The organism is Algoriphagus sp. UBA3586, from assembly GCF_002376385.1.
In the GTDB taxonomy this organism is placed as follows: domain Bacteria; phylum Bacteroidota; class Bacteroidia; order Cytophagales; family Cyclobacteriaceae; genus Algoriphagus; species Algoriphagus ornithinivorans.
Window position 1 is genome coordinate 43,722 of the sequence record NZ_DFMT01000046.1, and the last position, 25,477, is coordinate 69,198.

At 39.4% G+C, this 25,477-nt stretch carries 22 protein-coding genes; 15 read left to right on the plus strand and 7 right to left on the minus strand.

Translation table 11 applies throughout. The annotated features are described in order from the left end of the window. The first annotated feature begins 3 nt into the window (after positions 1–3). From B2906_RS16615 to B2906_RS16625, 3 genes are read left to right on the plus strand one after another with little or no spacing between them, the layout of a single operon-like run. Positions 4–1,416 (plus strand): sulfatase-like hydrolase/transferase, encoded by a 1,413-nt coding sequence (locus B2906_RS16615; protein ID WP_219958122.1) that lies wholly within the window; start codon positions 4–6, stop codon positions 1,414–1,416. Positions 1,417–1,445: 29 nt separating this feature from the next. Next, positions 1,446–3,119 (plus strand): right-handed parallel beta-helix repeat-containing protein, encoded by a 1,674-nt coding sequence (locus B2906_RS16620; RefSeq protein ID WP_219958123.1) that lies wholly within the window; start codon positions 1,446–1,448, stop codon positions 3,117–3,119. A 46-nt stretch (positions 3,120–3,165) separates the two neighbouring features. Then, positions 3,166–4,722 carry a sulfatase family protein gene (locus B2906_RS16625; RefSeq protein WP_219958124.1) on the plus strand — a complete coding sequence of 519 codons (1,557 nt, stop codon included), beginning with the start codon at positions 3,166–3,168 and terminating at the stop codon, positions 4,720–4,722. Positions 4,723–5,035: 313 nt separating this feature from the next. Here B2906_RS16625 and B2906_RS16630 read toward each other — a convergent pair whose 3' ends face one another. Genes B2906_RS16630 through mltG form a run of 3 tightly spaced genes read right to left on the minus strand, consistent with a single transcriptional unit; the run spans position 5,036 to position 7,472 of the window. Further along, on the minus strand, positions 5,036–6,010 hold the full coding sequence (locus B2906_RS16630) for a YihY/virulence factor BrkB family protein (RefSeq protein WP_219958125.1): 975 nt from the start codon (positions 6,008–6,010) through the stop codon (positions 5,036–5,038). Positions 6,011–6,022: 12 nt separating this feature from the next. Beyond that, complete coding sequence (locus B2906_RS16635) at positions 6,023–6,427, minus strand: acyl-CoA thioesterase (RefSeq protein WP_219958126.1); 405 nt, start codon at positions 6,425–6,427, stop codon at positions 6,023–6,025. A gap of 1 nt (position 6,428) precedes the next feature. Next, the gene (gene mltG / locus B2906_RS16640) at positions 6,429–7,472 is read right to left on the minus strand and encodes an endolytic transglycosylase MltG (RefSeq protein ID WP_286941861.1); all 1,044 of its coding nucleotides are present in this window, start codon (positions 7,470–7,472) and stop codon (positions 6,429–6,431) included. 138 nt (positions 7,473–7,610) lie between these two features. Here mltG and B2906_RS16645 point away from each other — a divergent pair, with 138 nt between their 5' ends. The 5 genes from B2906_RS16645 (at position 7,611) to B2906_RS16665 (ending at position 13,086) form a co-directional block, all read left to right on the plus strand. Then, positions 7,611–8,735 (plus strand): peroxiredoxin family protein, encoded by a 1,125-nt coding sequence (locus B2906_RS16645; protein ID WP_286941864.1) that lies wholly within the window; start codon positions 7,611–7,613, stop codon positions 8,733–8,735. Beyond that, the gene (locus tag B2906_RS16650; RefSeq protein ID WP_286941866.1) at positions 8,735–9,145 is read left to right on the plus strand and encodes a (deoxy)nucleoside triphosphate pyrophosphohydrolase; all 411 of its coding nucleotides are present in this window, start codon (positions 8,735–8,737) and stop codon (positions 9,143–9,145) included. The genes B2906_RS16645 and B2906_RS16650 overlap by 1 nt, the downstream gene beginning before the upstream one ends. 8 nt (positions 9,146–9,153) lie before the next feature. Beyond that, positions 9,154–9,783, plus strand: a complete 630-nt coding sequence (locus tag B2906_RS16655) for an L-threonylcarbamoyladenylate synthase (RefSeq protein WP_219958130.1) — start codon at positions 9,154–9,156, stop codon at positions 9,781–9,783. 63 nt (positions 9,784–9,846) lie between these two features. After that, positions 9,847–10,470: a WbqC family protein gene (locus B2906_RS16660; RefSeq protein WP_219958131.1), complete on the plus strand. Its 624-nt coding sequence runs from the start codon at positions 9,847–9,849 to the stop codon at positions 10,468–10,470. Between the two features lie 81 nt (positions 10,471–10,551). Beyond that, a complete protein-coding gene (locus tag B2906_RS16665) occupies positions 10,552–13,086 on the plus strand; it encodes an ATP-dependent Clp protease ATP-binding subunit (protein ID WP_219958132.1) in 2,535 nt (844 codons plus the stop codon). Between the two features lie 55 nt (positions 13,087–13,141). Here the strand turns inward: B2906_RS16665 and B2906_RS16670 are convergent, their stop codons facing one another. The 3 genes from B2906_RS16670 to B2906_RS16680 form a co-directional block, all read right to left on the minus strand. Next, positions 13,142–13,612: a hypothetical protein gene (locus tag B2906_RS16670; protein WP_175557926.1), complete on the minus strand. Its 471-nt coding sequence runs from the start codon at positions 13,610–13,612 to the stop codon at positions 13,142–13,144. Between the two features lie 65 nt (positions 13,613–13,677). Then, on the minus strand, positions 13,678–13,965 hold the full coding sequence (locus B2906_RS16675) for a hypothetical protein (protein ID WP_091655031.1): 288 nt from the start codon (positions 13,963–13,965) through the stop codon (positions 13,678–13,680). A gap of 85 nt (positions 13,966–14,050) precedes the next feature. Further along, entirely contained in the window at positions 14,051–15,769 is a 1,719-nt protein-coding gene (locus B2906_RS16680; RefSeq protein WP_255590501.1) for a DNA polymerase/3'-5' exonuclease PolX, read from the minus strand. A 268-nt stretch (positions 15,770–16,037) separates the two neighbouring features. On the opposite strand from B2906_RS16680, the gene B2906_RS16685 reads away from it, so the two are divergent. From B2906_RS16685 to B2906_RS16700, 4 genes are read left to right on the plus strand one after another with little or no spacing between them, the layout of a single operon-like run. Beyond that, positions 16,038–16,436 (plus strand): EVE domain-containing protein, encoded by a 399-nt coding sequence (locus B2906_RS16685; protein ID WP_219958133.1) that lies wholly within the window; start codon positions 16,038–16,040, stop codon positions 16,434–16,436. Continuing rightward, complete coding sequence (locus B2906_RS16690) at positions 16,433–18,046, plus strand: hypothetical protein (RefSeq protein ID WP_219958134.1); 1,614 nt, start codon at positions 16,433–16,435, stop codon at positions 18,044–18,046. Before B2906_RS16685 ends, B2906_RS16690 begins: the two co-directional genes overlap by 4 nt. 34 nt (positions 18,047–18,080) lie before the next feature. Then, positions 18,081–18,629, plus strand: coding sequence for a bifunctional pyr operon transcriptional regulator/uracil phosphoribosyltransferase PyrR (pyrR, locus tag B2906_RS16695; RefSeq protein ID WP_219958135.1), 549 nt, complete (start codon positions 18,081–18,083; stop codon positions 18,627–18,629). A gap of 2 nt (positions 18,630–18,631) precedes the next feature. Beyond that, positions 18,632–19,558 (plus strand): aspartate carbamoyltransferase catalytic subunit, encoded by a 927-nt coding sequence (locus tag B2906_RS16700; RefSeq protein ID WP_219958136.1) that lies wholly within the window; start codon positions 18,632–18,634, stop codon positions 19,556–19,558. 1,266 nt (positions 19,559–20,824) lie between these two features. Here the strand turns inward: B2906_RS16700 and B2906_RS16705 are convergent. Then, a complete protein-coding gene (locus B2906_RS16705; protein WP_219958137.1) occupies positions 20,825–21,430 on the minus strand; it encodes an outer membrane beta-barrel protein in 606 nt (201 codons plus the stop codon). Between the two features lie 227 nt (positions 21,431–21,657). Here B2906_RS16705 and B2906_RS16710 point away from each other — a divergent pair, with 227 nt between their 5' ends. From B2906_RS16710 to B2906_RS16720, 3 genes are all read left to right on the plus strand, one after another. Further along, entirely contained in the window at positions 21,658–22,374 is a 717-nt protein-coding gene (locus tag B2906_RS16710) for an ABC transporter ATP-binding protein (RefSeq protein WP_219958138.1), read from the plus strand. Beyond that, complete coding sequence (locus B2906_RS16715; protein WP_219958139.1) at positions 22,367–24,004, plus strand: putative ABC exporter domain-containing protein; 1,638 nt, start codon at positions 22,367–22,369, stop codon at positions 24,002–24,004. The genes B2906_RS16710 and B2906_RS16715 overlap by 8 nt, the downstream gene beginning before the upstream one ends. A 105-nt stretch (positions 24,005–24,109) precedes the next feature. Next, on the plus strand, positions 24,110–25,477 hold the full coding sequence (locus B2906_RS16720; RefSeq protein ID WP_144604152.1) for a pyridoxal-phosphate dependent enzyme: 1,368 nt from the start codon (positions 24,110–24,112) through the stop codon (positions 25,475–25,477).

The following is a 25,477-nucleotide window of genomic DNA, read 5'->3' on the forward strand; positions in this document are numbered from 1 at the left end:
TACATGAAAAAATTACAGCTCTTAGTAAGCATATTGCTCTTTTCTTTGACCTGCTGGTCACAGAGTAGATCACCAGAAGATAGACCAAATATCATAGTCATTTTGACTGATGATCAAGGATATGCAGATGTAGGATTTAATGGTAGCACCGATATACCTACACCAGGAATTGATAGGATTGCCAGCAATGGCGTGGTTTTCAGTTCTGGTTACGTATCATTTGCCGTATGTGGTCCAAGCAGAGCAGGCTTAATAACAGGTAGGTATCAAGATAGATTTGGCTTTGCCAGAAATCCTCTTTTGGCTCCTAAGGATTCCACCATGGGCTTACCATTGTCAGAGGAAACCATGGCGGATTTGTTGAAAAAAGCAGGATATAGAACTGGCGCTATTGGAAAATGGCATTTGGGAGCACATCCAAGCTTAGTTCCTAATAAAAGAGGATTCGATGAATTCTACGGGTTTCTTTCAGGAGGGCATCAATATTTTCCTGAAAAGTGGGTGCTCAATGACCTCTCAGAAGCCAGAGATCAATGGGATGGATATAAAACCAAGCTTTTAAAGAATGATGAAAGAGTCAATGAGCAAGAATACCTGACAGATGCGCTTTCAAGAGAGGCTTTGAATTTTGTCAATAATAATGCTGATCAACCCTTCTTCTTGTATTTAGCTTACAATGCGCCTCATGCGCCTATGCAGGCCACTGAAAAGTATTTAAGCAGGTTTCCTGAAATAAAAGATGAAAAAAGGAGAACCTATGCGGCAATGGTCAGTGCGGTGGATGATGGAGTAGGTGCCTTATTGGATTTGCTAAAAACCCTCAATATAGAAGAGAATACGCTAGTTTTTTTCCTTTCAGATAATGGCGGGCCTACCAAAGACAATGGATCAAATAATAAGCCCCTGAGAGGTTTTAAAGGTGATTTCTTTGAAGGTGGAATCAGAGTTCCTTTTGCCTTGCAGTGGAAAGGGCAGGTTCCCTCAGGTCAAAGATATGATGCGCCTATCATCTCATTGGACATCTTCGCAACGGCGGCTTCTTTAGCAAATGTTAAGCCTAAAAATGAGCTAGATGGAGTTGACTTGATTCCTTATTTGACGGGGAATAAGAAAGGGATTCCACATGAGGAACTGTATTGGAGAAACTACAATGCCAATCGCTTTGCCATTCGTTCCGGTGACTCTAAGATGATTATGCAGCCCAATCAAAACTTCCTGTTTGATCTTTCTAAGGATTTGTCTGAATCCAAAAATCAATTTTCAATACAAGAGGCTTTGGCTAAAAAGCTATCGGAAAAATTAGAAGCCTGGAAAAAGCAATTGATGGATCCTATTTTCTTGGGTCTTTTGGAAGATGAGGAGTATAGCCGCTTGCATCCGGATAGATACACACCGGATAGAAAAATTGAAAACTAAAGAAAACAAACACTTTTAAACTATTTACAATGAATTTACAAAACAGAATAAAGTCCATTCTGGGCCTCTTGTTCCTATTTTTTGCTGGGAATGCAGCCTTGGCAACAGATTACTATTTCCATCCAAAAATGGGAAATGATACTAATTCCGGACTTAGTAAGAATCAGGCTTTTCAAAGCCTTGATAAAGTGAAATCTCTGAATCTTCAGGCCGGGGATAGGATTTTGTTGGCCGAAGGACAAACTTTCAACGGAAGCTTGGAAATCATAGGGTTGAAGGGAGAAAAAAATGAGCCCTTGGTGATTAGCAGCTACAGCGAACAGAATAATTCTCCTTCCAAACTAGCAAGGATTGATGCAAAGGGATATTTGAACGGTATATTAATAGAAAATTCCTCTTTTGTCAGAGTTCAGAATTTGGAAATCACGGCTGAAGGCTATGGAAAGATGTCTCCCGAGGGTCAAATGCGGGTAGGAGTACTGATCCGTGCCAATAAAAAAGGCGGAGTGAAAGGAGTAACCTTAGATAACTTGATAATTTCCAGAGTTTTTTTCGAGGAAAAAGGAATTCAGAGAAGTGCTGAAGAAGTCAAGTCAGCCAATGGAACTCAAAAATATGGCTGGGGAATTCGGGTAATGAATCAATCAGATTCCGAGATGATAGAGGATATCGAGATTTTAAATTCCCATATCTCAGATCTTAGTCATACGGGTATTAAATTAACTGGGAATACTGATCAAAATATCCGCAGGATTACGATAAAAGGGAATACTGTTCACAGAACGGGAGGACCTGGAATTCAGATGTCCGGAGTAAAATTTGTTTACGTGGCAGATAATGAAGTAATGTATTCCGGCAGCAATGATGATGGGAGAAAATGGGGAAGAGGAAGCGGATTATGGACTTGGAGTTCCTCCATGGTATTGATCGAGAAAAATAAATTTATGTACGCTAATGGCCCGGGCGATTCTGCTGGTGCTCACATTGATTTCAACTGTGACAACATTGTGATGCAGTATAACTTCTCAGCCTATAATGCCGGAGGTTTTGCTGAGATATTGGGGAATAATTACAATTGTGCTTATCGCTACAATATTTCTGTAAATGACGGCCATAGGATTAAAGGACAAAATGGGGCTTTTCAAGAGGGTAAAATATTCTGGTTGAGTGGCTATCAAGGAGGCGACAAGGAGAGAAAGGGACCAGTTAATTCTTATTTTTATAATAATACGATTTATGTCAGTGAAGAAATAGTTGCAAAAATTGCGATAGACAATCGTTCCAAAGGGGTGCTAATTGCCAATAATATTTTTCATATTCCGGGAAAGACGGAGTTGGTAGCAGGAGATCAATATAAGCCTGATGATGAGTCGAATAGGGAGTTGGAAGACGTTTTTTTTAAGAATAATCTATTTGTCAAAAATGGTCTTTGGCCTGAAAATGCGCTGATTCAATCAGAAGATGGAATTGTTGGAGATGCTCAATTTAGAGTGCCAGGGGGATTAAATGTAGAAGACTACATTCCTCAAAATGTTGCTGTAGTTCAGAGTGGGGTAAAAGTACCATTCCTTTCAGGGGATGAGTTTGGATTGATTGATGGTCTTCATCTGAGTAAGGACATATTAGGCAATCCAATTTTGGATAATCCTGGAATTGGTGCCATTCAGGTTTTTCCTCAAATGGCAGAAAAGAAAAATGATTAAAATGAAAGTAAAGCCTAAGATTTACCAAATACCCAAATTTAAATTTATGAAGAATAGGTCTATTAGTTTTTTTGCAATCCTGTTGGGAATGGTTTTTTCCCTCGCATGTCAAAATAAAAAGGTGGATGAAGAAGCTCCATCTAAGAAGCCCAACATCGTCTTTATCTACATGGATGATTTGGGATATGGAGATGTGAGTGCCTATGAAGCTGGGACGCTTCAAACCCCAAATATGGATAAATTAGCAAATGGGGGAGTAAAGTTTACCAATGGATATGCCTCATCTGCCACTTGTACTCCGAGCCGGTATGCAATTTTGACAGGTACTTATCCTTGGAGAAATCAGGATGCTAAAATTCTTCCCGGAACAGCTCCTCTTTTGATTGATACAGCTCAATTGACACTACCGAAAATTTTACAAAACCAAGGTTATCATACAGCGGTAATCGGTAAATGGCATTTGGGACTGGGAAATGGAAGCGTGGATTGGAATCAGCAAATTAAGCCAGGTCCTAATGAGGTGGGGTTTGATTTTTCCCACATCATGGCCGCCACCCAAGATCGAGTACCCACAGTCTATATAGAAAATGGACAAGTGGTTAATTTGGATCCTAATGACCCTATTCAGGTGGATTATGATCAGAACTTTGAAGGAGAGCCCACTGCAATCTCCAATCCAGAACTCTTGACTATGAAATGGCATCATGGTCACAATAACAGCATCGTTAATGGAGTGCCTAGAATTGGATTTATGAAAGGTGGTGCAAGTGCCAAGTGGAGTGATGTGGATATGGCTGATCATTTTTTGGCCAAAGCCAAGGAATATGTTTTAGAAAAAGCCCAGTCAGACAGTCCATTTTTCTTGTATTATGGATTGCAGCAGCCACACGTTCCAAGGACTCCTCATCCTAGGTTTGAAGGAAAGTCAGGCATGGGGCCGAGAGGAGATGTGATTCTGGAAGCGGATTGGGTGATTGGAGAATTCATCAAGGCTTTGGAAGAAGCTGGGATTTTGGAAAATACCTTAATTGTTTTCACTAGCGATAATGGGCCTGTACTCAACGATGGATATTACGATGATGCTGTTGAGAAATTAGGTGACCATACTCCAGCAGGGCCATTGAGAGGGGGCAAATATTCTTTATTTGAGGCTGGGACAAGAGTTCCTTTTGTCACCTATTGGAAAGGGAAAATCCAACCGGGAGTTTCTGATGCTTTGGTTACTCAGATTGATTTGTTGGCATCAATTTCCGCTTTGGTTGGAAGTGAGCAAAGTGCCCCAGACAGCCAGAATTTATTAGATACATTTCTTGGGAAAAGCGAAAAAGGAAGAGATGCTTTTGTATTGGAGGCTACAACAAAAACAGCTTTAAGACAAGGGGATTGGATTATGATCCCGCCGTATCCAGGACCGGCAGTTCAAAATCAGGTCAATATTGAATTGGGAAACTCGAGTGATTATCAATTGTATAATCTCAAGGAGGATCTTGAACAGCAAAATAACTTGGCATCAAGCAATCCTGAAAAGCTCCAGGAAATGATTCGAAAGTATGAGGAAATCAGGGGTTCGAATGGTCAAATTCAACAATTAGAGTTAAAGTAATTGATCACCAATCAATAAAAAGCCCGGGGAACCGGGCTTTTTTTTCATACGCTTAACTGATCTTGACACTCATTGATTGAATAGCCTTAAGGGTCGTTCCTATTTTTTAATGAAGCGATATTCAGTTCAATGCTAAAAAATTCCTACAGCTTTAGCTGGTGAATAAAGGTTAGAACTAAATCCAAATCTGGTTTCTTCAAAACCAATATTTAAATAAAGAATTGGATTGCCCTTAATGGAGTATACCCTGAACAAACACACTGTTAATCAATTACTCAGTTACTCAATTACACAAATACCCATTCTAACGAGTCTAATCAATATTCTCTGGTCCGGCCTCTCGAAGAAGTTTATCTTCCATTCTCTTTTTGTCTTCTTCTATCAAGTCAAGCGTCACATTAATTTCAAAGCTAATGAGGATAATCAGAGAAGTGATATACAACCACAGCATCAAACCAATCAATGTTCCGATAGAACCGTAAAGTTTGTTGTAGCTGGCAAAATTATTCAGATAAAAGGTAAATCCGTAAAAAGCTAAAGTAATCAATAGACCTGCGATGTTAGCACCTACTGAAAAGAAATGCCACTTATCATGTATCGCTGGAGCATGCCTGAATACAAATGCTGTCGTAAAGTAAAAAACGGCTAATAGAACCAAAAACTTTAAGCTATTGAATAAGAAAATTAAGAAGTCAGAATTGAATAACTGCATTTCCTCAATTCTGGTGATGACAATTGAGCCCAAAATCATAATTGTACTGGCTGCGAAAATCGCCAACACTAAAGCAACCACGATACTGATGGCAATTACACGGCTTTTGAAAAAACCTCTACTCTCTTTGGTTTGATACACTGAGTTGAAAGACATCATCATAGACATCACCCCTTGAGTACTGGCAAATAGTGCGAAAAAGAAACCGATAGATAATAAGCTTTGTCGGGGTTTGGATACAATATCCATAATCGTGGTTTCCAACTGACTGTATATTTCCCCGGGTAAACTCTCCTGCACAAAAAGTAATATATTTTCTGTAGTCACATAGGGAACAAAATCCTGCAAATAAGGAACAAGATTTAATAAAAAAAGCATGGTTGGGAACAAAGCAATCGTAAAGCTGAAAGCCATTGAACCTGCTCTTTCATTGATATCATCTTTTTGAAGCTGCTGGATAAAAATATTTCCTAGGTCGTAGACATTTTTATACGGATCTCCTAGATGGACATTTTTTAAGCTTAACAGCCAATCATCGAATCTTTTACGTGCTTTTTTTATCCTTTTTTTAACCACAGATAAGGAATTCTAAAAATAGGGTTTCAATAAAGCTAATAAATTTTGAGGAGGTCTAGTGGGTTGATGACTTACTTTTTTTAAAAAAGCCAAGGTAGTCCAGCCCTCTGTGATCAGCTCATCGGCCTCATTAAAAACCTGATACTCAAATCTTATTTTCACTCCCGGGAGTTGAGGGATCTGGGTTTTGATGGTCAAAAGCTCATCGTATTTACCCGGCTTTAGATAACGAAAATGGGTTTCTAAAACCGGCATCATAATTCCCTCTTCCTCCATTTGTCTGTAGGAAAAACCTACACTTCTCATAGCTTCCACTCTAGCTACCTCAAAATACATGGCATAATTGCCATAGTATACATAGCTCATTTGATCTGTTTCGGCATATCTTACCCGGATTTGTGTTTCGGCTTGATACATCTTAAAATATTTTTGCTGCATTCAATGCGGCCTGATATCGTCTGGCATTCGCATTATGCTCTGATAAGGTTTTTGCAAAAGCATGATAGCCTGAGAAATCCTCCTTCGCACAGAAGTATAGATAATCATGGTCTTCATAATTCAGGACAGCATCCAAAGAATTGATGTCTGGAAGATTAATAGGTCCAGGAGGAAGACCTGCGTATTTGTAGGTGTTGTAAGGGCTTTCAGTTTCTTTGTGGATATTGAGGATTCTCTTGAGAGAGAAGTCTCCTAAGGCGAAAACCAGCGTTGGATCAGCCTGCAAAGGCATATTCAACTTCAAGCGATTAAGATAAACGCCGGCAATTTTTGCTCTTTCATCCTTTTTCTGACTTTCTGCCTGAACAATACTGGCTAAGGTTGAAACTTCCTTCGGATTCAAACCCAATTCTGCTGCTTTCTTTTTTCTTTCATCCGTCCAGAAATCATTATACTCCTTATACATTCTATCGAAAAGGGCTTCCGGAGATGTATTCCACCAAACTTCATAAGTATTGGGGATAAACATGCTCATGATGGTTTCCTCGTTAAAATCGAATTTTCTGATGTAAACGGAGTCTTGAAGTAAAGCAAGAAACTGATCCTCTTGCATTTCTAGATTATCAGAAATTTTTTCCGCCAAATCCTCTTTGGTTCGCACATTATTAAAAGTAATTCGAACCGGAGTTTGTCTTCCTGACCTCAACAGTCTCACCAATTCCAGATTCGTCATTCTAGGTTTGATCGTGTAGAGTCCCGGCTTGACTAGTTCCTGATAGCCAAGAACCTTAGCTACAAAAGCAAAGCTGACCGCATCATTGATGATTTGATCATCATACAGCTTATTAGCTACATATTTATAATTGGCATTGCTTGGTATTCTTAGAGCAATGGGTTGATCAGGCTCCGAAAAAGTATTGGGACTGAAGAATACCTGATAGAAATAGAAGGTCATCGAAATTCCCAATACGGAGAAAGTGATGATCAGAATGAGCAGTAATTTTTTCTTTTTGTCGGCGATCATATGGGCAAAAATAGGAAATAGCTTTAAAACGCTTAGTAGAAACTTTCAATGGGTCTATTTTTTCTATCGAACAAAATATGGTTAATGCTTATAGAATTTGAAATTCCTAACTATCTTGTTAAAACATCTTTTTATACTATGATTAAGCGTTTGTATTTCCTTTTGTTTGCCTTGGTTGCAGTTTTTTCCTGTGAAACTCCAAAAACTCCCGATCAGATCTGGGAAGAATCAAAAACTCAAATTTTCAATCCTCAAGGATTATCTTTTCAATCCAAAATGGTTTGGGAAAACCCCAATTTCCATGAATTTGATACTACTTTCAGTGGTTTTGAGGCCAAAAAAATAAAGGATGAATATTTTGACTATGCCTATATAGGAAAGAGAGATAATTATACTTTCGCGTATTGGGGAGGAGTACTGCAGTCTATTGATCATGAAAAGAAAACCGTGAAAATCACTTCCATTGAGCAAGATTCTCTCAACTTTATCAATACATTTCACAATAATAGCTTTCTTTCTTTTTCTCCATTAGGCTTGATGAAAAAAGAAGGCTGGTCCTTTGTAAAAGATACCATCGTTGACAATAAAATCTATTTTGATTACTTACAGATCGAAATGGATACCACGATTGATAAAACCAAAGTGTTGCTTGAAAATCACCTTTTTATTAATCCCTCTAATGCTATTCCGGTTTGGTATAGCAGACGTTTGTACCATCATGGGAAAAGGAATCAATTGATAGAGATTTACTTTTCTGATTATAAATTTTCTGAAGGAAATGAAGAGTTGACCTTAGAAATTCCGAGCACTTATGTAAGTAAGACGGAGCAGGAATCTGAAACTCGACTGCCTTTGGAGGTAGGGGAAAAGGCGCCTGATTTTGAATTGCTTGATATGGAGGGTAATCCTGTCAGATTATCAGGGCTCAAAGGAAAAAGGGTGCTATTGGACTTCTCTATGATAAATTGCGGATGGTGTAAAATTGCAATTAACAAATTCAAAGACGAAGACTTTGCCTTTGACTCAAATTTGGTTCCATTATACATCAATCCGGTTGACAGCAAAGAACTGATGGAAAAATACCTTCGATCTAATTCTATTCCTTTTCCTGTCCTTGTGGGAGCTAGTGAATTGGGCAAATCCTATAAAGTCTCCGGTTATCCTACCTTTTATATTATAGATGAAAACGGGAAAATTGAATTTGTCCAAGTAGGGTTTAGTGATAACTTTATTGATCAATTGAATAGGAAAGAGAACTCCTGATGATCATACCAGTCACCTGTGCAATAATTTTATTTGAAGGCAAGGTTTTGGCAACACAGCGGTCTGAATCCATGAATCTACCCGGATTTTGGGAGTTTCCAGGGGGAAAGGTAGAATCAGGGGAAAGTCCTGAGGACTGCCTTCATAGAGAAATCAAAGAAGAACTGAACATAGAAATTGATTTATTGGAAAGCTGGGATTCCTCCGAGCATTCCTACCAACGGGGGAAAACCATACAGTTGATTCCATTTTTGGCTTCTTACAAAGCAGGCGAATTGATACTTTCAGAGCATGCTGCATACCGCTGGCTAGGTTCAAGTGAACTTTTTGAAGTAAATTGGGCACAAGCTGATATTCCCATTGTGCAGGAACTAAGTAGAAAGTGGGAATCCATTCAAAAGAACTATTAATTTTAAGTATGCCTGCTGAATTTATACGTCTGTACGAAGAGAATCCCGAACCTAAAAAGGTTAAGGAAATAGTAGAAATCCTGAGAGATGGGGGAGTAGTAATCTACCCTACGGATACAGTCTATGGTATGGGCTGTGATATTACTAATCAAAGGGCAATTGAACGTATCGCTAAGATCAAGGGGATCAACCCAAAAAAGCATAACTTCTCTTTCATTTGCGCTGATTTGAGCGATATTGCTCAATATACAAGAGTGATTACTAAGCCGGTTTTCAAAATGATGAAGAAGGCATTTCCGGGACCTTTCACCTTTATTTTGGAAGCTAATTCGACAGTTCCTAAGATCCTCCATTCCAATAAAAAGACGGTGGGTATCCGTGTTCCCAATCATAATATTCCGAGAACCTTGGTTCAGGAATTGGGGCAGCCTATTCTTACTACATCCATTCACGACGAAGATGAGGTAGTAGAATATAGCACGGATCCTGAATTGATTTTCGAGAAATATCAGCACTTGGTAGATGTGGTTATTGACGGTGGCTACGGACAAAATGTAGCCTCAACTATTTTAAATTGTACAGGCGATGAAGTGGAAGTAATTAGGGAAGGTCTGGGAAATGTTGAGGACTTATTTTAGAAACCTTTCCTTTTTTTAAATCGGAAAAAGACTTCAATTTCGCTTTCTCATCCTAAGAAAATCATGCGCCAAATTATTGCCGACCTTTTTTATTTGCCCAACCTGGAATTTTTTTCAGCTATTTCACAATGCGAGACACTTTACATTTCTCCCTTTGATACCTATCAGAGAAAATCATACTTCAACAGAACTCAGATTCTTCTCAGTAATAAAGTAGAGACACTTTCTATCCCAATAGTGGGAAGGCGACCTAGGTTACCATTGGGAGAAATTCAGATTGATTACAACCAAAAATGGCTGGCTACTCACCTTCGGGGAATCCAAAGTGCCTACGGGAAGGCACCTTTTTTTGAATTTTTTTTTCCATACATCGAAAGTATTTACGAGCAAGAAATCCCCTCTTTATGGGATTTAAATTATAAATTCCTGACAATCTGTCTTAAACTTTTGCAGCTATCTGTCAAAGTGCAGGTGCTTGAAAAAGCTGAGGAATTGCCAGATGCTTGGGACATAAGAGGTCAAATAAAGCCCTCAGAGCACTTTTCGAACAGAAATTATTATCAGGCGGAGCCTTATACCCAACTTTTTGGCTTAGACTTTGAGCCTAACCTCTCCGTACTGGATTTGCTCCTTTGCGAGGGACCCGCAGCAAAAAAATTCCTCTTAAAGTCTGCAAAAAAACAATGAACAATCCTCAAAAGGATTGTGTTTTTAAAACAAATTCGGTAACATACGTACAGGATTATTAAACAATCAGAAAGGAATTAAATGGAAGCAAAATTTTCGAACAGAGTCAAAGAGGTGATCTCTCTCAGTCGCGAAGAAGCTCTTCGCCTGGGACATGATTATATTGGTACGGAGCACCTCTTATTAGGGATGATTCGTGAGGGGGAAGGTGTAGCTGTTTCCATTCTTAAAAAATTGGGCGTACCCTTGGACGAACTTCGGTCGGCGATCGAACGTGCCGTCAAAGGTACAGCAAATCACAATGTGAAGAACATGGCCAATATACCTCTGACCAGACAGTCAGAGAAGGTATTGAAAATAACTTATTTGGAAGCAAAAATCTTTAAGAGCCAATTAATTGGTACAGAGCATTTGTTGCTTTCCATTTTGAGGGATGAAGAAAATATTGCCACACAGATTTTGAACAAGTTTGACATCAATTACGAAGCTGTCAAAGAAATGCTGGAAATGCAGTCTGATCCGGGAATGAGTCCGAGATCAAAAGCTGAAGCAGAAGATTCAGATGATGATGGTTCTAAATTGTTCGGTTCTCCAGGCGGTGGATCAGGCTCTTCTAAAGCCGGTGCGGAAAAATCCCGCACTCCAGTTTTAGATAATTTTGGCCGTGATTTGACCAAAATGGCGGAAGATGATAAGCTAGACCCAATTATAGGACGGGAAAAAGAAATAGAGCGTGTTGCACAAATTCTTTCCAGAAGAAAGAAAAACAACCCAATACTTATAGGTGAACCTGGGGTAGGTAAAACTGCCATCGCAGAGGGCCTTGCCTTGAGAATTGTACAGAAAAAAGTATCTCGTGTCTTATTCAACAAACGTGTCGTGACTTTGGATTTAGCCTCTTTAGTGGCAGGTACGAAGTATAGAGGTCAGTTTGAGGAGAGAATGAAAGCCGTCATGAACGAGCTTGAAAAGTCACCAAATGTGATCTTGTTCATCGATGAGCTTCACACTATCGTTGGAGCAGGAGGAGCATCAGGCTCTTTGGATGCTTCCAACATGTTCAAGCCGGCATTAGCCAGGGGAGAAATTCAATGTATAGGAGCTACGACTTTGGATGAATATCGTCAATACATCGAAAAGGATGGTGCTTTGGCGAGAAGATTCCAGATGGTCATGGTAGATGCTACCTCTCCGGAAGAGACTGTGCAGATTCTTCATAATATCAAAGACAAGTATGAAGATCATCATAATGTCAACTACACAGAGGAGGCTATTGAGGCATGCGTCAAATTATCTGACCGGTACATCTCTGATAGATTCTTACCTGATAAGGCGATTGATATTCTAGATGAAGCTGGAGCTAGAGTGCACATCAACAACATTCATGTGCCGGAAGATATTCTAAAGCTCGAGGCTGAGGTAGAAGATATCAAAAATGAGAAAAATCGAGTGGTAAAATCTCAGAAGTATGAGGAAGCCGCTCAATTGAGAGATAAAGAGAAGAAACTTCTTGAGCAACTTGAAGTCGCTAAAGTAAGATGGGAAGAAGAAAGTAAGTCCAAAAGATTTACCGTAGACGAGGACAATGTGGCTGAGGTAATTGCCATGATGACTGGAATTCCTGCAAAGCGAATTGCTCAGAATGAAGGAGCGAAATTGCTCAATATGAATGAGGAGCTTGCCGGAAAAGTTATCGGGCAGGATGAAGCTATCAAGAAGCTTACGAAAGCTATTCAGAGAACGAGAGTTGGTCTAAAAGATCCTAAAAAGCCAATCGGTTCCTTTATTTTCCTGGGTCCTACCGGTGTAGGTAAAACAGAGTTGGCAAAGATGCTGGCGACCTACCTATTTGACAAGGAAGATTCCTTAATTCGAATTGATATGTCTGAGTATATGGAGAAGTTTTCCGTATCCAGATTGGTAGGAGCCCCTCCAGGATATGTTGGATATGAAGAAGGTGGACAATTGACTGAGAAAGTCAGAAGAAAGCCTTATTCAGTAGTCCTTTTGGATGAGATTGAAAAAGCTCACCCAGATGTATTCAATATCTTATTGCAAGTATTGGATGACGGTATCTTGACCGACGGATTGGGTAGAAGAGTTGACTTCAGGAATACCATTATCATCATGACATCTAATATTGGTGTCAGAGATTTGAAGGATTTTGGAGCTGGAATTGGTTTTGCCAACAAGGCGAAGCAGGACAATATGGACGAGATTATGAAATCTACCATTCAGTCTGCTTTGAAAAAGGCATTTAGTCCAGAATTCCTGAATAGATTAGATGATGTGGTAGTATTCAACTCCTTGAATAAAGAGCATATCTTCAAAATTATCGACATCTCTTTGGGCAAACTCTTCCACAGAATCACTGATTTGGGATACAAGATTGAATTGACCGAGAAGGCCAAGGAATTCTTGTCTGATAAAGGATATGATCAGCAATATGGTGCAAGACCATTAAACAGAGCTATTCAGAAATATCTGGAAGATGCTGTGGCTGAAGAAATCCTGAAAGGTGATTTGTCAGAGGGAGATATCATCACCGCCGATTATGACGGTGAGGGTTCTGAATTGACTATCACTGTGAAAAAGAAAGAAAAAGCTGAGGAGTAAAAATCCTCTGAATAAATGAAACCCCGATTCTAAATAGGATCGGGGTTTATTTTTGCTATCTGGAAAAGAAGAGTCGGGTAATAAAAATCCCTTGACCATCCTCAGCTCCAGCATTGCTTTCCACTCCTGAAGTCACATAAGTGAGTTTCCATCCCTGTGCAAGCATGCTGTTGATTTTTGAAGCGATTACCGCATCGTTGGAAGCGATATTTTGAAAATTAATACCGGTAGCACTGAAGAAGTTTAATAATTTGGTTTCCTCCAGCTCATTTACTTTGATATCTGCCCGGTCTATTTCCTTTTGTTTACTGGTTTTGCCATCTGTTCTTTCTGTGGTAAATAGGGAAGCATCTACCTGTGTCTGACTGTCAATAATTCTGGAACGCCCAAGACCCATGGGAACTATGGATTCCACGACAGTGATAATTTTGAACTCAGAAAATGATGCTTGGCTAGAAACCTCTTGAGCTTTTAAATTCAAGCAGAAGGCCGCTACTAAAGCGGCTGATAACAATATTTTTTTCATTACTGGTTTATTTAGATAAGGACTTCTACGCCAGCAATTTTAAAATTGTTTTCCAAAAAAAACTATCAGATTGATAAAATAAAAAACAACAAAGCTACACTCAAAATCATGGTCATCACTTTGGCTTTTTCTAGATTTTCTTTGAGAACTTTTCTTTTCCTCAAAACCAAGACTGCCAAGCTCAAGCCGATCATTTGAAGTAGAATAGCCACTCCATTTAAAGGCCCCATAGGAGCTTCCAAAAACTGAAAATTGGTATTGAAAATGGATAGAGTGCCCAATACAATACCTGTTATTCCAAAAATAAATGATCGTTGAAGAAGTACGCCTTCCGGCTGGTCAGTCCATTTCATATTACTTATATTAAAGGAAGCGAAGTTAGAGATTCATGATGGAAAAAGAATAGGTCATTTCCAAAGATTAAGCTTGAGTGAAAATTCAGCCCTTTTTATGGTCAAAATACTCTTGAATTTCTTTCAAACTCAATGCATTCAGTGTCATCTCCTTGGTTAATCCTCCTTTTCTTCCAACCAAAACTCCATATTTCATATCTGCGTAGCCATCCATTTCATGGGCATCCGGGTTTATGGATAGCATTACCCCCTGATCCATGGCATAGCGAACCCAGCGCCAGTCCAGATCCAATCTCCATGGATTGGCATTGATTTCTATGACAACCTTATTTTTTGCACAGGCATCAATGATGGTTTTATGATCAATAGGATAACCTTCTCTTCTCAAGAGCAATCTTCCGGTTGGATGCCCAAGGATGGTGGTATATGGATTTTCAATTGCAGTCAGTAATCGTTTTGTTGCTCTTTTGATATCCATATTAAGGATAGAGTGTACCGAGGAAACTATAAAGTCAAAGCTTTTCAGCACATCCTCAGGGTAGTCCAAGCTGCCATCTCCTAATATATCCGACTCTATACCTTTGAAGATCTTGAAAGGCGCCAATTCTTTGTTGAGTTGGTCAATTTCCTCATGCTGTTTTTGGACTTTCTCTATTTCCAGCCCACCGGCATAGGAAGCTGTTCTGGAATGATCAGAAATCCCCAAATATTCATAGCCCAACTCTTTGCAATATTCGGCCATCTGTCTGAGGCTATGCTTTCCGTCACTATAGGTGGAGTGATTATGAAGAATACCTTTTAGATCTTTCTCCTCCAAAAGAGTTGGAATTTTTTGTTCTTTCGCCAGACTCACTTCATCATAGCCTTCTCTCATCTCTACTGGGATAAACTGTAGATTTATTTGAGAGAAAAATTCTTCATCGTTTTTGAAGCCATTTTTTGCCAGCTTTTCTGCAATAGTTTCCTTCTCATCCACCAAGCTTTTCAAATGCTCAGCGGAGGCACTGAGAGCATATTTTTTTGATGGGTAATTATTCAGATCACTGAAATGGATTCCAAAGTTTAGATCCAAGTCCTTAACTTTTCCTCTCCAAACAAAAGGGCTTGAAAGGCTTTTATCCAATTCAAATGCTTCGATTGCTTTAAATTGAGATTTTGCCTGAGAAATATCTGAGGTGCCTATCAGCCATTCAGCCGAAGCAATGATTTCCATTTTTCGGGCAAAGTCTCCAACTATAACAACTTCTGATGAATTCAGGCTTTTTTGTAGTTCGCTTGTCAAGGATTCTATGCTCTCTTCAACATCAGCATAAAGCCATTTTCCAGCATTGGATGCCTTGAATTCTAGATTTTGGATAATGGTTTCCTGAGTTTTTTCTCCAAATCCTTTGATTTTAGCCACTTTACCACTTTGGCAGGCCTCCATTAGTTCATGGGTGGAAGTGATGCCTAATTCCTCCCATAGGGTTTTAACTTTCTTAGGACCTAAACCTTTGATTTGCAAAACTTCCAAGATTCCTTCCGGAGTTTTTTCTATCAGTTCATCCAGAGTACTGAAAGTTTCTGTTTCCTTCAAAGAAACAATGGCTTCCAAAATACTTTTCCCCACACCCGGGATTTTTGAAAGCTCACTTTCTGAAATTTCCATGATATCAGCATCCCCTCTTTCCAATGAATTCAGGGCAGATTGATAGCTTCTGATCTTGAAAGGATTTTCATCATGTAGCTCCATTAATTGAATACAGAGCTTGATTTTCTTCAGGATAGTTTTATGGTCCAAAATCTTTTCTTTTTCGTGATACATATCAGACAAAAGTGCAGAAATATTGTTTCAAATTAAAGCCTGATCAGGTAACTTAAGCTTTTGGAGAGAGATAAGTAGCTGGCTTATGAAAATTGGTAATTATGCATCCATGCTTTTCATGATAAGGGGAATTAGTTGGCATGAATGCCAGGTGAGAGTTCAATTTAAGCTTGCTTCGGTCTTCGGTCTTCAAATCAGTCAAGCAATGAAAATTGGATAACTGGCGTGATTGAGGATTATCAGATTTACTAATATAAATGGAAAGCACATGAACTATTGGATGGTGAAAAGCGAACCAAACTCCTATTCTTGGGAGGATTTTGAGGGAAAAGGGGAAGACGTTTGGGATGGAGTCAGAAACTATCAGGCTAGAAATTACCTTAAAGAAATGGAGGTAGGGGATGCAGTGATGTTCTATCATAGTGGAAAGGAGAAGGCAGTCGTAGGAATAGCTAAAGTATCCGTAAGTGCATTTCCCGACCCAAAAGACGAGGCTTGGGTGGCTGTTAACTTAAAGGCTCATCAAAAATTAAATAAGCCTGTTACTCTTTCCCAAATCAAATCAGAAGATTCGCTTTCGGAATTGCCCATGTTAAAACAAAGCCGATTATCTGTTTTGCCTATGAGTAAGGAAGAGTTTGAAACGATTTTAAAAATGTCAAAATGAAGCAGCTTTTCGTATTGGTTTTAATTCTTTTTTTAGGCTTTAAATCTTTTGCACAAGTGGAGTATGTGGCGAGATTTGAAGTAGAGACTGATTTTTTTGATCCTCTTTTTGAAACCATTCCTACAAATCAAGGACTGATTTCTTTCAGGACTCTTTCTAAAAAGGCTTTCAATAACAGGAGGACCTTTCAATATTTTATTTCCGATTTGGAATTGAATACAGATGGGCTGATCGAATTGCCTGTCAGGGATGGTTTTGATATGGTAGGGTTTGATCTGGAAGGTGATTTTTTCCATGTTTTGTTTCAAAGAGGTTATTCTACCACCGGTGAACGCTACGTTTTAAGAATAGATTTATCCACTAGAAAGGGCTTTGAATACGGGCTGAGCAATCTTTTGGATATGGAACTCGCTGAGTTTTTGGTTCAAAATAACAGCGTCATTGTAATGGGAGTTGCTGATACCCGGCCTGCTGTTCAGGTATATGACTTGGATGACAAAAGTGTGCATACGCTACAGGGAATTTATGGAAATGACACCCAAATTCTGCAAATACGAAAAATGCCTGAAATCGAATCATTTCAGGTGGTACTGAGTCGAAAAGGGCAATATAGAGAAAGGGAAATCATTATCAATACCTATGATTTGGAAGGAAATCTTCTGCGGGATATCAAGGTCAATCAATTTGGAGATCCAGATCAGGAAATTATGGAAGCCTTGCTTTTACCGATGCGAGGATATCAGCAGACTATGATTGGATCCTTTGGATTGGAGAGAAGAGATTATTACCAAGGGATGTATTTGATGGATATTAATGAATTCGGGGAGTTTGAAACCAAACTATACACCTTGGAAGATTTCCCTAATTTTTTCAATTACCTGAATGAAAGGTCTAAAGCCAGAAAAGATCGGGAAGTGATGCGCAATATTGAGAAAAATAGAGTTCCAAGCATTCGTAACGTGTACTCTATCCGACAGGCTATAGAGACTCCGGAGGCCTATTATGTTTATTTTGATCACTATAACATTATAAATTCCCGCGGTAATTTCCGCACTCCTTATTCCCCAATGGGAATGTATAGATATGATCGTTTTAATCGGTTTGGTCAGAATATTTTTGACCCTATTTATATGAATAGGCTGGGGTCTCCTCAGTTCAATCAATTGCAACCTGAGTACAGTTACATTTCGGCGCATTTCATCAAGTTAGGCAAAGATGGAAAGGTGATTTGGGATAATGCTGCCACTTTTGATGACCTGAATACTGAAATCCGAATGGCTTTTGGGGACATCGCAGTAATCGGGGATGAATTTTACCATGCCTATGTTCGGGATGATGAAATCCGTTTGGCTTACTTCAAAAATGGGGAGAAAGTTTTTGACAATCTGGAGGTTGAAATAGAGTTGATGGACGAGACCCAGCGGATCGCTGAAAATAATATGGAGACTTTAAGCATTTCTCACTGGTTTGGAAGATTTTACTTATTGACTGGTACTCAGAGGATTCGATATCAGAAAGAAGATGGATCAGGTGCTAGCAAAGAGGTGTTTTTTTTAAGCAAAGTAATGGTCGCTGGGGATTTGTATCAGCCTGAAGAAGGGCAAGAGTAGATTTTCTTTTTATATTTACCCGCAAATCACACCCATGCAAAAACGGCTTGTCTTAGATCAACAGCAAATAGGGATTATTCTCCGCAGATTTTGCCATCAGTTGATTGAAAATCATGATAATTTCGAAAATACAGTCCTGCTGGGATTGCAGCCCAGGGGAAGTATCCTCATGGATCACCTGGCTCCGATTTTGGAAGAGATCTCAGGAGTGAAAGTTCCTTTCGGCTATTTGGACGCCACTTTTCACAGGGACGATTTTCGAAGAAGAGATTTTCCCCTCAAAGCCAACGAAACAAAAATTAATTTCCTGGTAGAGGGTAAAAAAGTCATCCTAGTAGATGATGTATTATACAAAGGACGTTCTGTGAGAGCAGCTATGGATGCTATGATCGCCTTTGGAAGGCCACAGAAAGTAGAACTGATGGTCTTGGTAGATAGGAAACTCACCCGGGACTATCCCATCATGCCAGATTATTATGGCATCAGGGTCAATACACTGGATAGCCAATACGTAGTGGTAGAATGGGCTAATCAGGGACAAACAGAAAATGCAGTTTGGATCACAGAGAAAGTAAAAAGCTAAGCATGTCACAACTCAGCACTCGTCACCTCTTAGGAATCAAAAATCTCACCCCGGAGGATATTCATTTGATCCTTGAAACTGCCGCAAATTTTAAAGAAGTTATCAATAGGCCAATCAAAAAAGTGCCTTCTCTGCGGGATATCACCATAGCGAATGTCTTTTTTGAAAACTCTACACGAACCCGGCTTTCCTTTGAATTAGCTGAAAAAAGACTTTCTGCTGATGTGATTAATTTCTCCTCCAGTAATAGTTCGGTCAAAAAAGGCGAGTCATTAGTTGATACGGTAAATAATATTCTGTCCATGAAAGTGGACATGGTGGTCATGCGTCATAGCAGTCCCGGTGCACCACATTTTTTATCCAGAAATGTCAATGCCAATATTGTCAATGCGGGGGATGGAACCCATGAGCATCCAACTCAGGCACTATTGGATTCATTTTCTATCCAAGAGAAACTGGGGGATTTGGCCGGGAAGAAAGTTGCAATCATAGGAGATATCCTACATTCAAGAGTAGCGCTATCCAATATTTTCTGTCTGAAAAAACTTGGTGCTGAGGTGATGGTTTGTGGACCTATTACTTTGCTTCCCAAGCATATTGAAAGCTTAGGAGTAAAGGTGGAGTTGGATGTGAAAAAAGCTTTGCAATGGTGCGATGTGGCCAATGTGCTAAGAATTCAATTGGAAAGGCAGCAGATCAAATATTTCCCAAGCTTGAGGGAGTATTCACTGTATTATGGAATCAATAAGAAGTTGCTGGAGCAATTGGATAAAGAAATTGTCATTATGCATCCAGGTCCTATAAATAGAGGAGTGGAATTAGCATCTGATGTTGCGGATTCCGAGCATTCCATTATCTTGGAGCAGGTTCAAAATGGAGTTGCTGTCCGAATGGCAGTCCTGTATTTATTGGCAGGTTCCAGAAATTAATCAGTTTGAATCAAAAAAAACGGCTGTTGCGTATTTCACAACAGCCGTTTTTTATTTTCATTCTCCTTGCGGAGATTAACTTTCTTACTTCAGCTTTTATTTTTTCTAAACTGCCAGCGAGAGACTTTAAACTCTCCACTTTAAATTCATCAACCGCAAAGCCGCAGAGACCGCTAAGAATTCCGCAAGGATTTTATTGGCATTAATCACTATCTAAAAGTTGCATTAGGAATGGAACGAAGAACTTATAACTAATAACCAATAACACTTAAATTCCAGCTTCCACTCTTTTTTACTTCTTCTAAGCTTTGCGGGAGATTATAAGCCGACATTTTGGTCTTAGAAATTTTGACCCCCATTTTTCTCTGCGCTGCTGCGCCTCTGGGAGAGACTTTAAAGCCTTTACTTTAAATTTATTCACCGCAAAGCCGCAGAGAATTCCGCAAGAATTTTATTGGCATTAACCTTAAACTAAAAGTTAGCTATGGAATGGATCAAGTACCTTATAACTTGTCGGTGCGAGAAATTTTAACCCACCTTTTCTCTGCGCCGCAGCGCCTCTGCGAGAGATTTTAAACACTCCACTTTAAATTCATTCATCGCAAAGCCGCAGAGACCGCTAAGAATTCCGTAAGGATTTTATCGGCATTAATCATGATCAAAAAGTTGCCTATGGAATGGGACGAGTTCCTTATAAATTGTCGGTGTGAGAAATTTTAACCCACCTTTTCTCTGCGCTGCTGCGCCTCTGCGAGAGACTTTAAACACTCCACTTTAAATTCATTCACCGCAAAGCCGCAGAGACCGCTAAGAATTCCGCAAGGATTTTATTGGCATTAATCTTAAACTAAAAGTTAGCTATGGAATGGATCAAGTACCTTATAACTTGTCGGTGCGAGAAATTTTAACCCACCTTTTATCTGCGCCGCTGCACCTCTGCGAGAGACTTTAAACACTCCACTTTAAATTTATTCACCGCGAAGCCGCAGAGACCGCTAAGAATTCCGCAAGGATTTTATTGGCATTAATCATGATCTAAAAGTTGCTTTTGGAATGGAACGAGGAGCTTAGAACTAATAACCAATAACACTTAACTACCAGCTCCCACTCTTCTTCACTTATTCAAAGCTTTGTGGGAGATAAAATGCCTCCTCTTTGATGCGAGAAATTTTAACCCACCTTTTCTCTGCGCCGCTGCGCCTCTGCGAGAGACTTTTTATTGCCAAACTCCAACTTTCCAGCTTTCAAACTTCTCACTTTATCCTTTCAAAGGCCTCTCCACCTTCCTCCGCCTACATAGAATCCTAATGTAAACCCAAAATATTGATTCAAGGCTTCTCCTATTATATTTCCACTGGTATCTTGAAGGTCACTTACTGGAACGAAATTGTACTCTGCTCCCATCCTGAATTTACCTAATTCGATTCCAGCTCGAACCATTGGTGCCCATTTGTATTCAGCATCTAAATTGTCGAAATCCGGGGTAGAGGAGGATGAACCCAAATCAACTGCACTTAGGGTGTAATAACCATAACCAACTCCAATATAAGGGGCGAAATTGCTTCCTCCATTATTGAAGTAATAGTCAAAAGTGCCAGCAAACGAAGCATTTGCAGAAATTTCGCCTTCATATTGTTGAAAATCATCAAAAGACCTTACTTCCCTAGCTAAGCCAGCGATTCCTAGTCTTAAGCCAATGTTCATATTATTTGCCACATTGATTTTTGGCTCTAAGTTGACCAAAAAACCTAAGCCTCCTCCATCAGGGATTGCGGGCCCCAGGTCTAATCCCATTCTGAATTTCCCAGCTTGCTGACCAAAAGAGGCCTGAGCACTGAAAAGAATTGCTAGTACTATTAAAAGCTTTTTCATCCGTTTATAATTTGTTTTTAGAGTTCAGATGAAATCCCTGCCTGCGGCAGGCAGGTCGCACATTTTCTCCGAAACCTCTGGACATCCCAGTTTGTGTCGCTTACATGGTGCTCGATTTCATGAATTCTTGTAGGTTAATTTTGAGTTGAGCTATTGGAATCAAAAAAGGTTCCAAATATTCTAAACTTCAAAGTATTGCATGTAGTTTAGGAGCTAAAATCATTTTTATGCTAACGGTATCGAATTTAATCAAGCGTTACGGGAAACAAAACGCAGTGAATGATATTTCTTTTCATTTGGAAGGTGGCGAGGTGGTTGGTCTTTTAGGGCCTAATGGAGCAGGGAAAAGTACAACCATGAAATGCATAGTGGGCTTGTTGAGAAAGACTTCCGGGGAAATTTTAATTGGAGGACATGATCACCTTTCTGTAGAGGCAAAGAGGTTTTTCAGCTACATTCCCGAAACCCCCTATGTGTATGATTTATTGACTGTGCGAGAGCATTTGCAGTTTATTGCTCAGGCTTATGGGATCAAGGATTGGAAAAACAGGGGAGAAGAGTTGATGGAAATCTATGACTTGACCGATAAAGCCGATAAGCTGGGAAGGGATTTGTCCAAAGGAATGCGCCAAAAGATATCCATATGCTGCGCCCTTTTACCGGATCCACAGTTGTTGTTTTTCGACGAACCCATGATTGGTTTAGATCCGAAAGCAATTAAAAACACCAAAAGAATATTTAAAGAGCTCAAAGAGGCTGGGAAAACAATATTGGTCAGTACCCATTTGATCGATTCTGTGGAGACGATTGCGGATAGAATCATGATTTTGAAGAATGGAGATATCATCGGCAATGACACTTTGAGTAATTTGAAGCAACAATTCGTTCAGGATAAGCAGGGAAGTTTGGAGGATATATTTTTAGAATTGACAAAAGATGAATGAGATCAAATTGCTCCTGAGAAAGGACCTTTTAATCCTTAAGAATAATATCTGGCTGATTCTAAAGAATCCCTTGCGATTGCTCCCTTACGGAGGGATGATTGCCTATTTTTTCTTCATTTACACGATGAGAGTCCGAAGAGGTGCCGAGGAGGGACGAACAGGAATTGAGAACATTGATGTCGAAGGTTTGCCTCAAGTTGACTTTGGACTTCAGAATGTAATAGGTGGAATTACTCTTTTAGCATTAGCATTTCTGATATTCCAGCTTTTTAGAGCAACCAAAAAGAATGTCAGTTTTTTCAAAATGGCAGATGTCAATTTATTGTTTACTGCACCAGTAAAACCTGAAAATATCCTGATCTACTACATGGGAAGGTCTATCATACCTTCTCTGGGAGGTAGTATCATTTTTATCATTTATGGGGCTAGTCAATTTGCAGACAAGATTGAGTTTTCTTTCATCAATATTGCCTTCTTAGTGCTTGGTTTTGCCCTCTTTTTCTTCTTAACCTCTCCGATTCGCTTTTTGGTCTATACGCTTCATACCAAATATGGTGTGATGCAATATATCCAAACAGGAGTTATCATTTTGGCAGTGTTATTAGGGTTGGCTATCCTGATTCCAGGATTAATGGCTGAAAAATTTTGGCAGGGCATGTTTGCATGGATTGCCTCTCCTTGGTTTGATTTATTTCCTATAGTAGGTTGGTCCAGAGCGATGATGAGCTATATTTTTAATCAAAACTTGATTACTGCTCTAGCTTTTTTTGGCTTATATCTATTAGCCTACTATGTCATCTTGCGCTTAGTGCTGGATACTGCGGGATATTATTATGAAGATGTCTTGGAGGCTACCAAATCCAATGAAGAACAGGTAGAAAAGGTAAGAGGGAAAAAAGAGACTCCAGAGTCATCTATGAGCTTGAATACCAAAAAGAAGTTGGCGCTTCCTGATTTTGGGGTTGGGGCAAAAGCACTTTACTGGAGAAATTATGTACATGCAAGCAGACAGGATTTTCACCCATTGTTTGGATTATGGTCTGTGATTTTAGCTGCCCTTGGGATTGCTTTTGCCATCCTTTCCAACTTTGATTGGTTTTCTCATAAAGTATTGAATGGCTATTTGTTGATGTTAGTCGGGATCAATTTTTTTGCTGGAATAGGAAGAGGCTCTGTTGGGGATCTGAAGAAACCTTATTTCTTTTTAATTCCGGCTTCCTGGTCCTCCAAACTCTGGAATGTCATAAAATTGGACTTGGTACAATTAGGCTTGATCTCCTGGGTATTGATTATTCCTTCTGTTTTGATAGCAGGCTTGGACTGGAAATTGATTTTGTTTTATCCCCTGTGTGTGTTTTTGGTATACATAGTCGGTTTGACGATCAATATGATTCCCAAAGTAGCATTTGAAGAAGGCTGGGATCAAAAGCTCATTAAACCATTAATGATTGGAGGGATTTTTCTTTTTGGAATTATACCGAGTTTGGTTGTCTCTGTTTTGATTTTCGTTTGGACCCGACAATTTGTCTGGATGCTTTTTGCATTTACAATAGGGCAAACATTTATCGCAGGGGTTTTAGTCCATGTTTTATTGGATGTGATCAGTAGATTGGAGCTCAAAGAGATTTAGGAGAATTAACGAAACTCTCACCGAATTTTATTTGGTTTTTGATTGTTTGATTCGTGAGAGGGAAGAAAATTCCCTTAATTTTGTAGCTCCAAATGTAACTGAACTATGATTTACAATTCCATCATTGAAACCATCGGTAATACCCCGATGATCCGATTAAACAAACTTGCCAAAGATATCAAAGGTGAAGTGCTGGTTAAGGTTGAATATTTCAACCCGGGCAACTCCATGAAAGATAGAATGGCAATCAAAATGGTGGAGGATGCCGAAAAAGCTGGAATTTTAAAGCCGGGAGGTACAATCATAGAAGGAACTTCCGGAAATACAGGAATGGGTTTGGCTTTGGCTGCTGTTGCGAAAGGTTATAAGTGTATTTTTACCATGGCTGATAAGCAGTCCAAAGAAAAAATCGATATTCTTAAGGCTGTAGGGGCTGAGGTAATCGTATGCCCTACCAATGTTTCTCCAGAGGACCCACGCTCTTATTATTCAGTAGCGAGGAAGCTGAATGCGGATATTCCCAACTCTTTTTATCCAAACCAATACGATAACTTATCCAATACCGCTGCTCACTACGAGACCACCGGTCCTGAGATTTGGAATGATACAGACGGAAAAATCACGCATTATGCGGCTGGGGTAGGAACCGGAGGTTCTATGTGTGGTACAGCTAAATATTTGAAAGAGCAGAATTCGAATATTGTAACCGTAGGGATTGATACTTATGGTTCTGTATTCAAGAAATATAAGGAAACAGGCGTTTTTGATGAGAAGGAAGTATATCCTTATTTGACTGAGGGAATTGGAGAGGATATTTTGCCAAAGAATGTCAACTTCGATATGATTGATCACTTTGTCAAAGTAACTGATAAAGATGCAGCTGTCATGACCAGAAGATTGGCCAGAGAAGAAGGACTTTTTGTCGGATGGTCTTGTGGATCTGCGGTTCATGGAGCTTTGGAATGGGCTAAGGAAAACCTGAAAGAAGGAGATCAAATGGTGATTATTCTACCGGATCATGGAACCCGCTATTTGGGCAAAGTTTATAATGATGATTGGATGAGAAATCACGGTTTCTTGGAAGATAAAACTTACTCCACGGCCAGAGATATTATTTCCAAAAGACCGGCTAGCTATTCTTTGGTATCTGTGAAAAAATCAGATTCAATCAAAGATGCAATCGGAATGATGAATAAAACAAGTGTATCCCAAATCCCTGTATTGGATGGAGAGGAAGTAGTAGGGAGTTTGACAGATACCAAGTTGCTTTCCAAAATAATTGATAACCCATCCTTGAAAGATGGAAAAGTGGAGGATGTAATGGAGTCTTCTATGACTTTTGTGGCTGGAGACAGTACGTTGGACGTGTTATCTTCTATGATTGAAAAAGAGAAGGCAGTGTTGGTAAGAGATGGAAACGATCAAATTCACATCATCACCAAACACGATATTTTAGAAGCGTTTACTAATTAA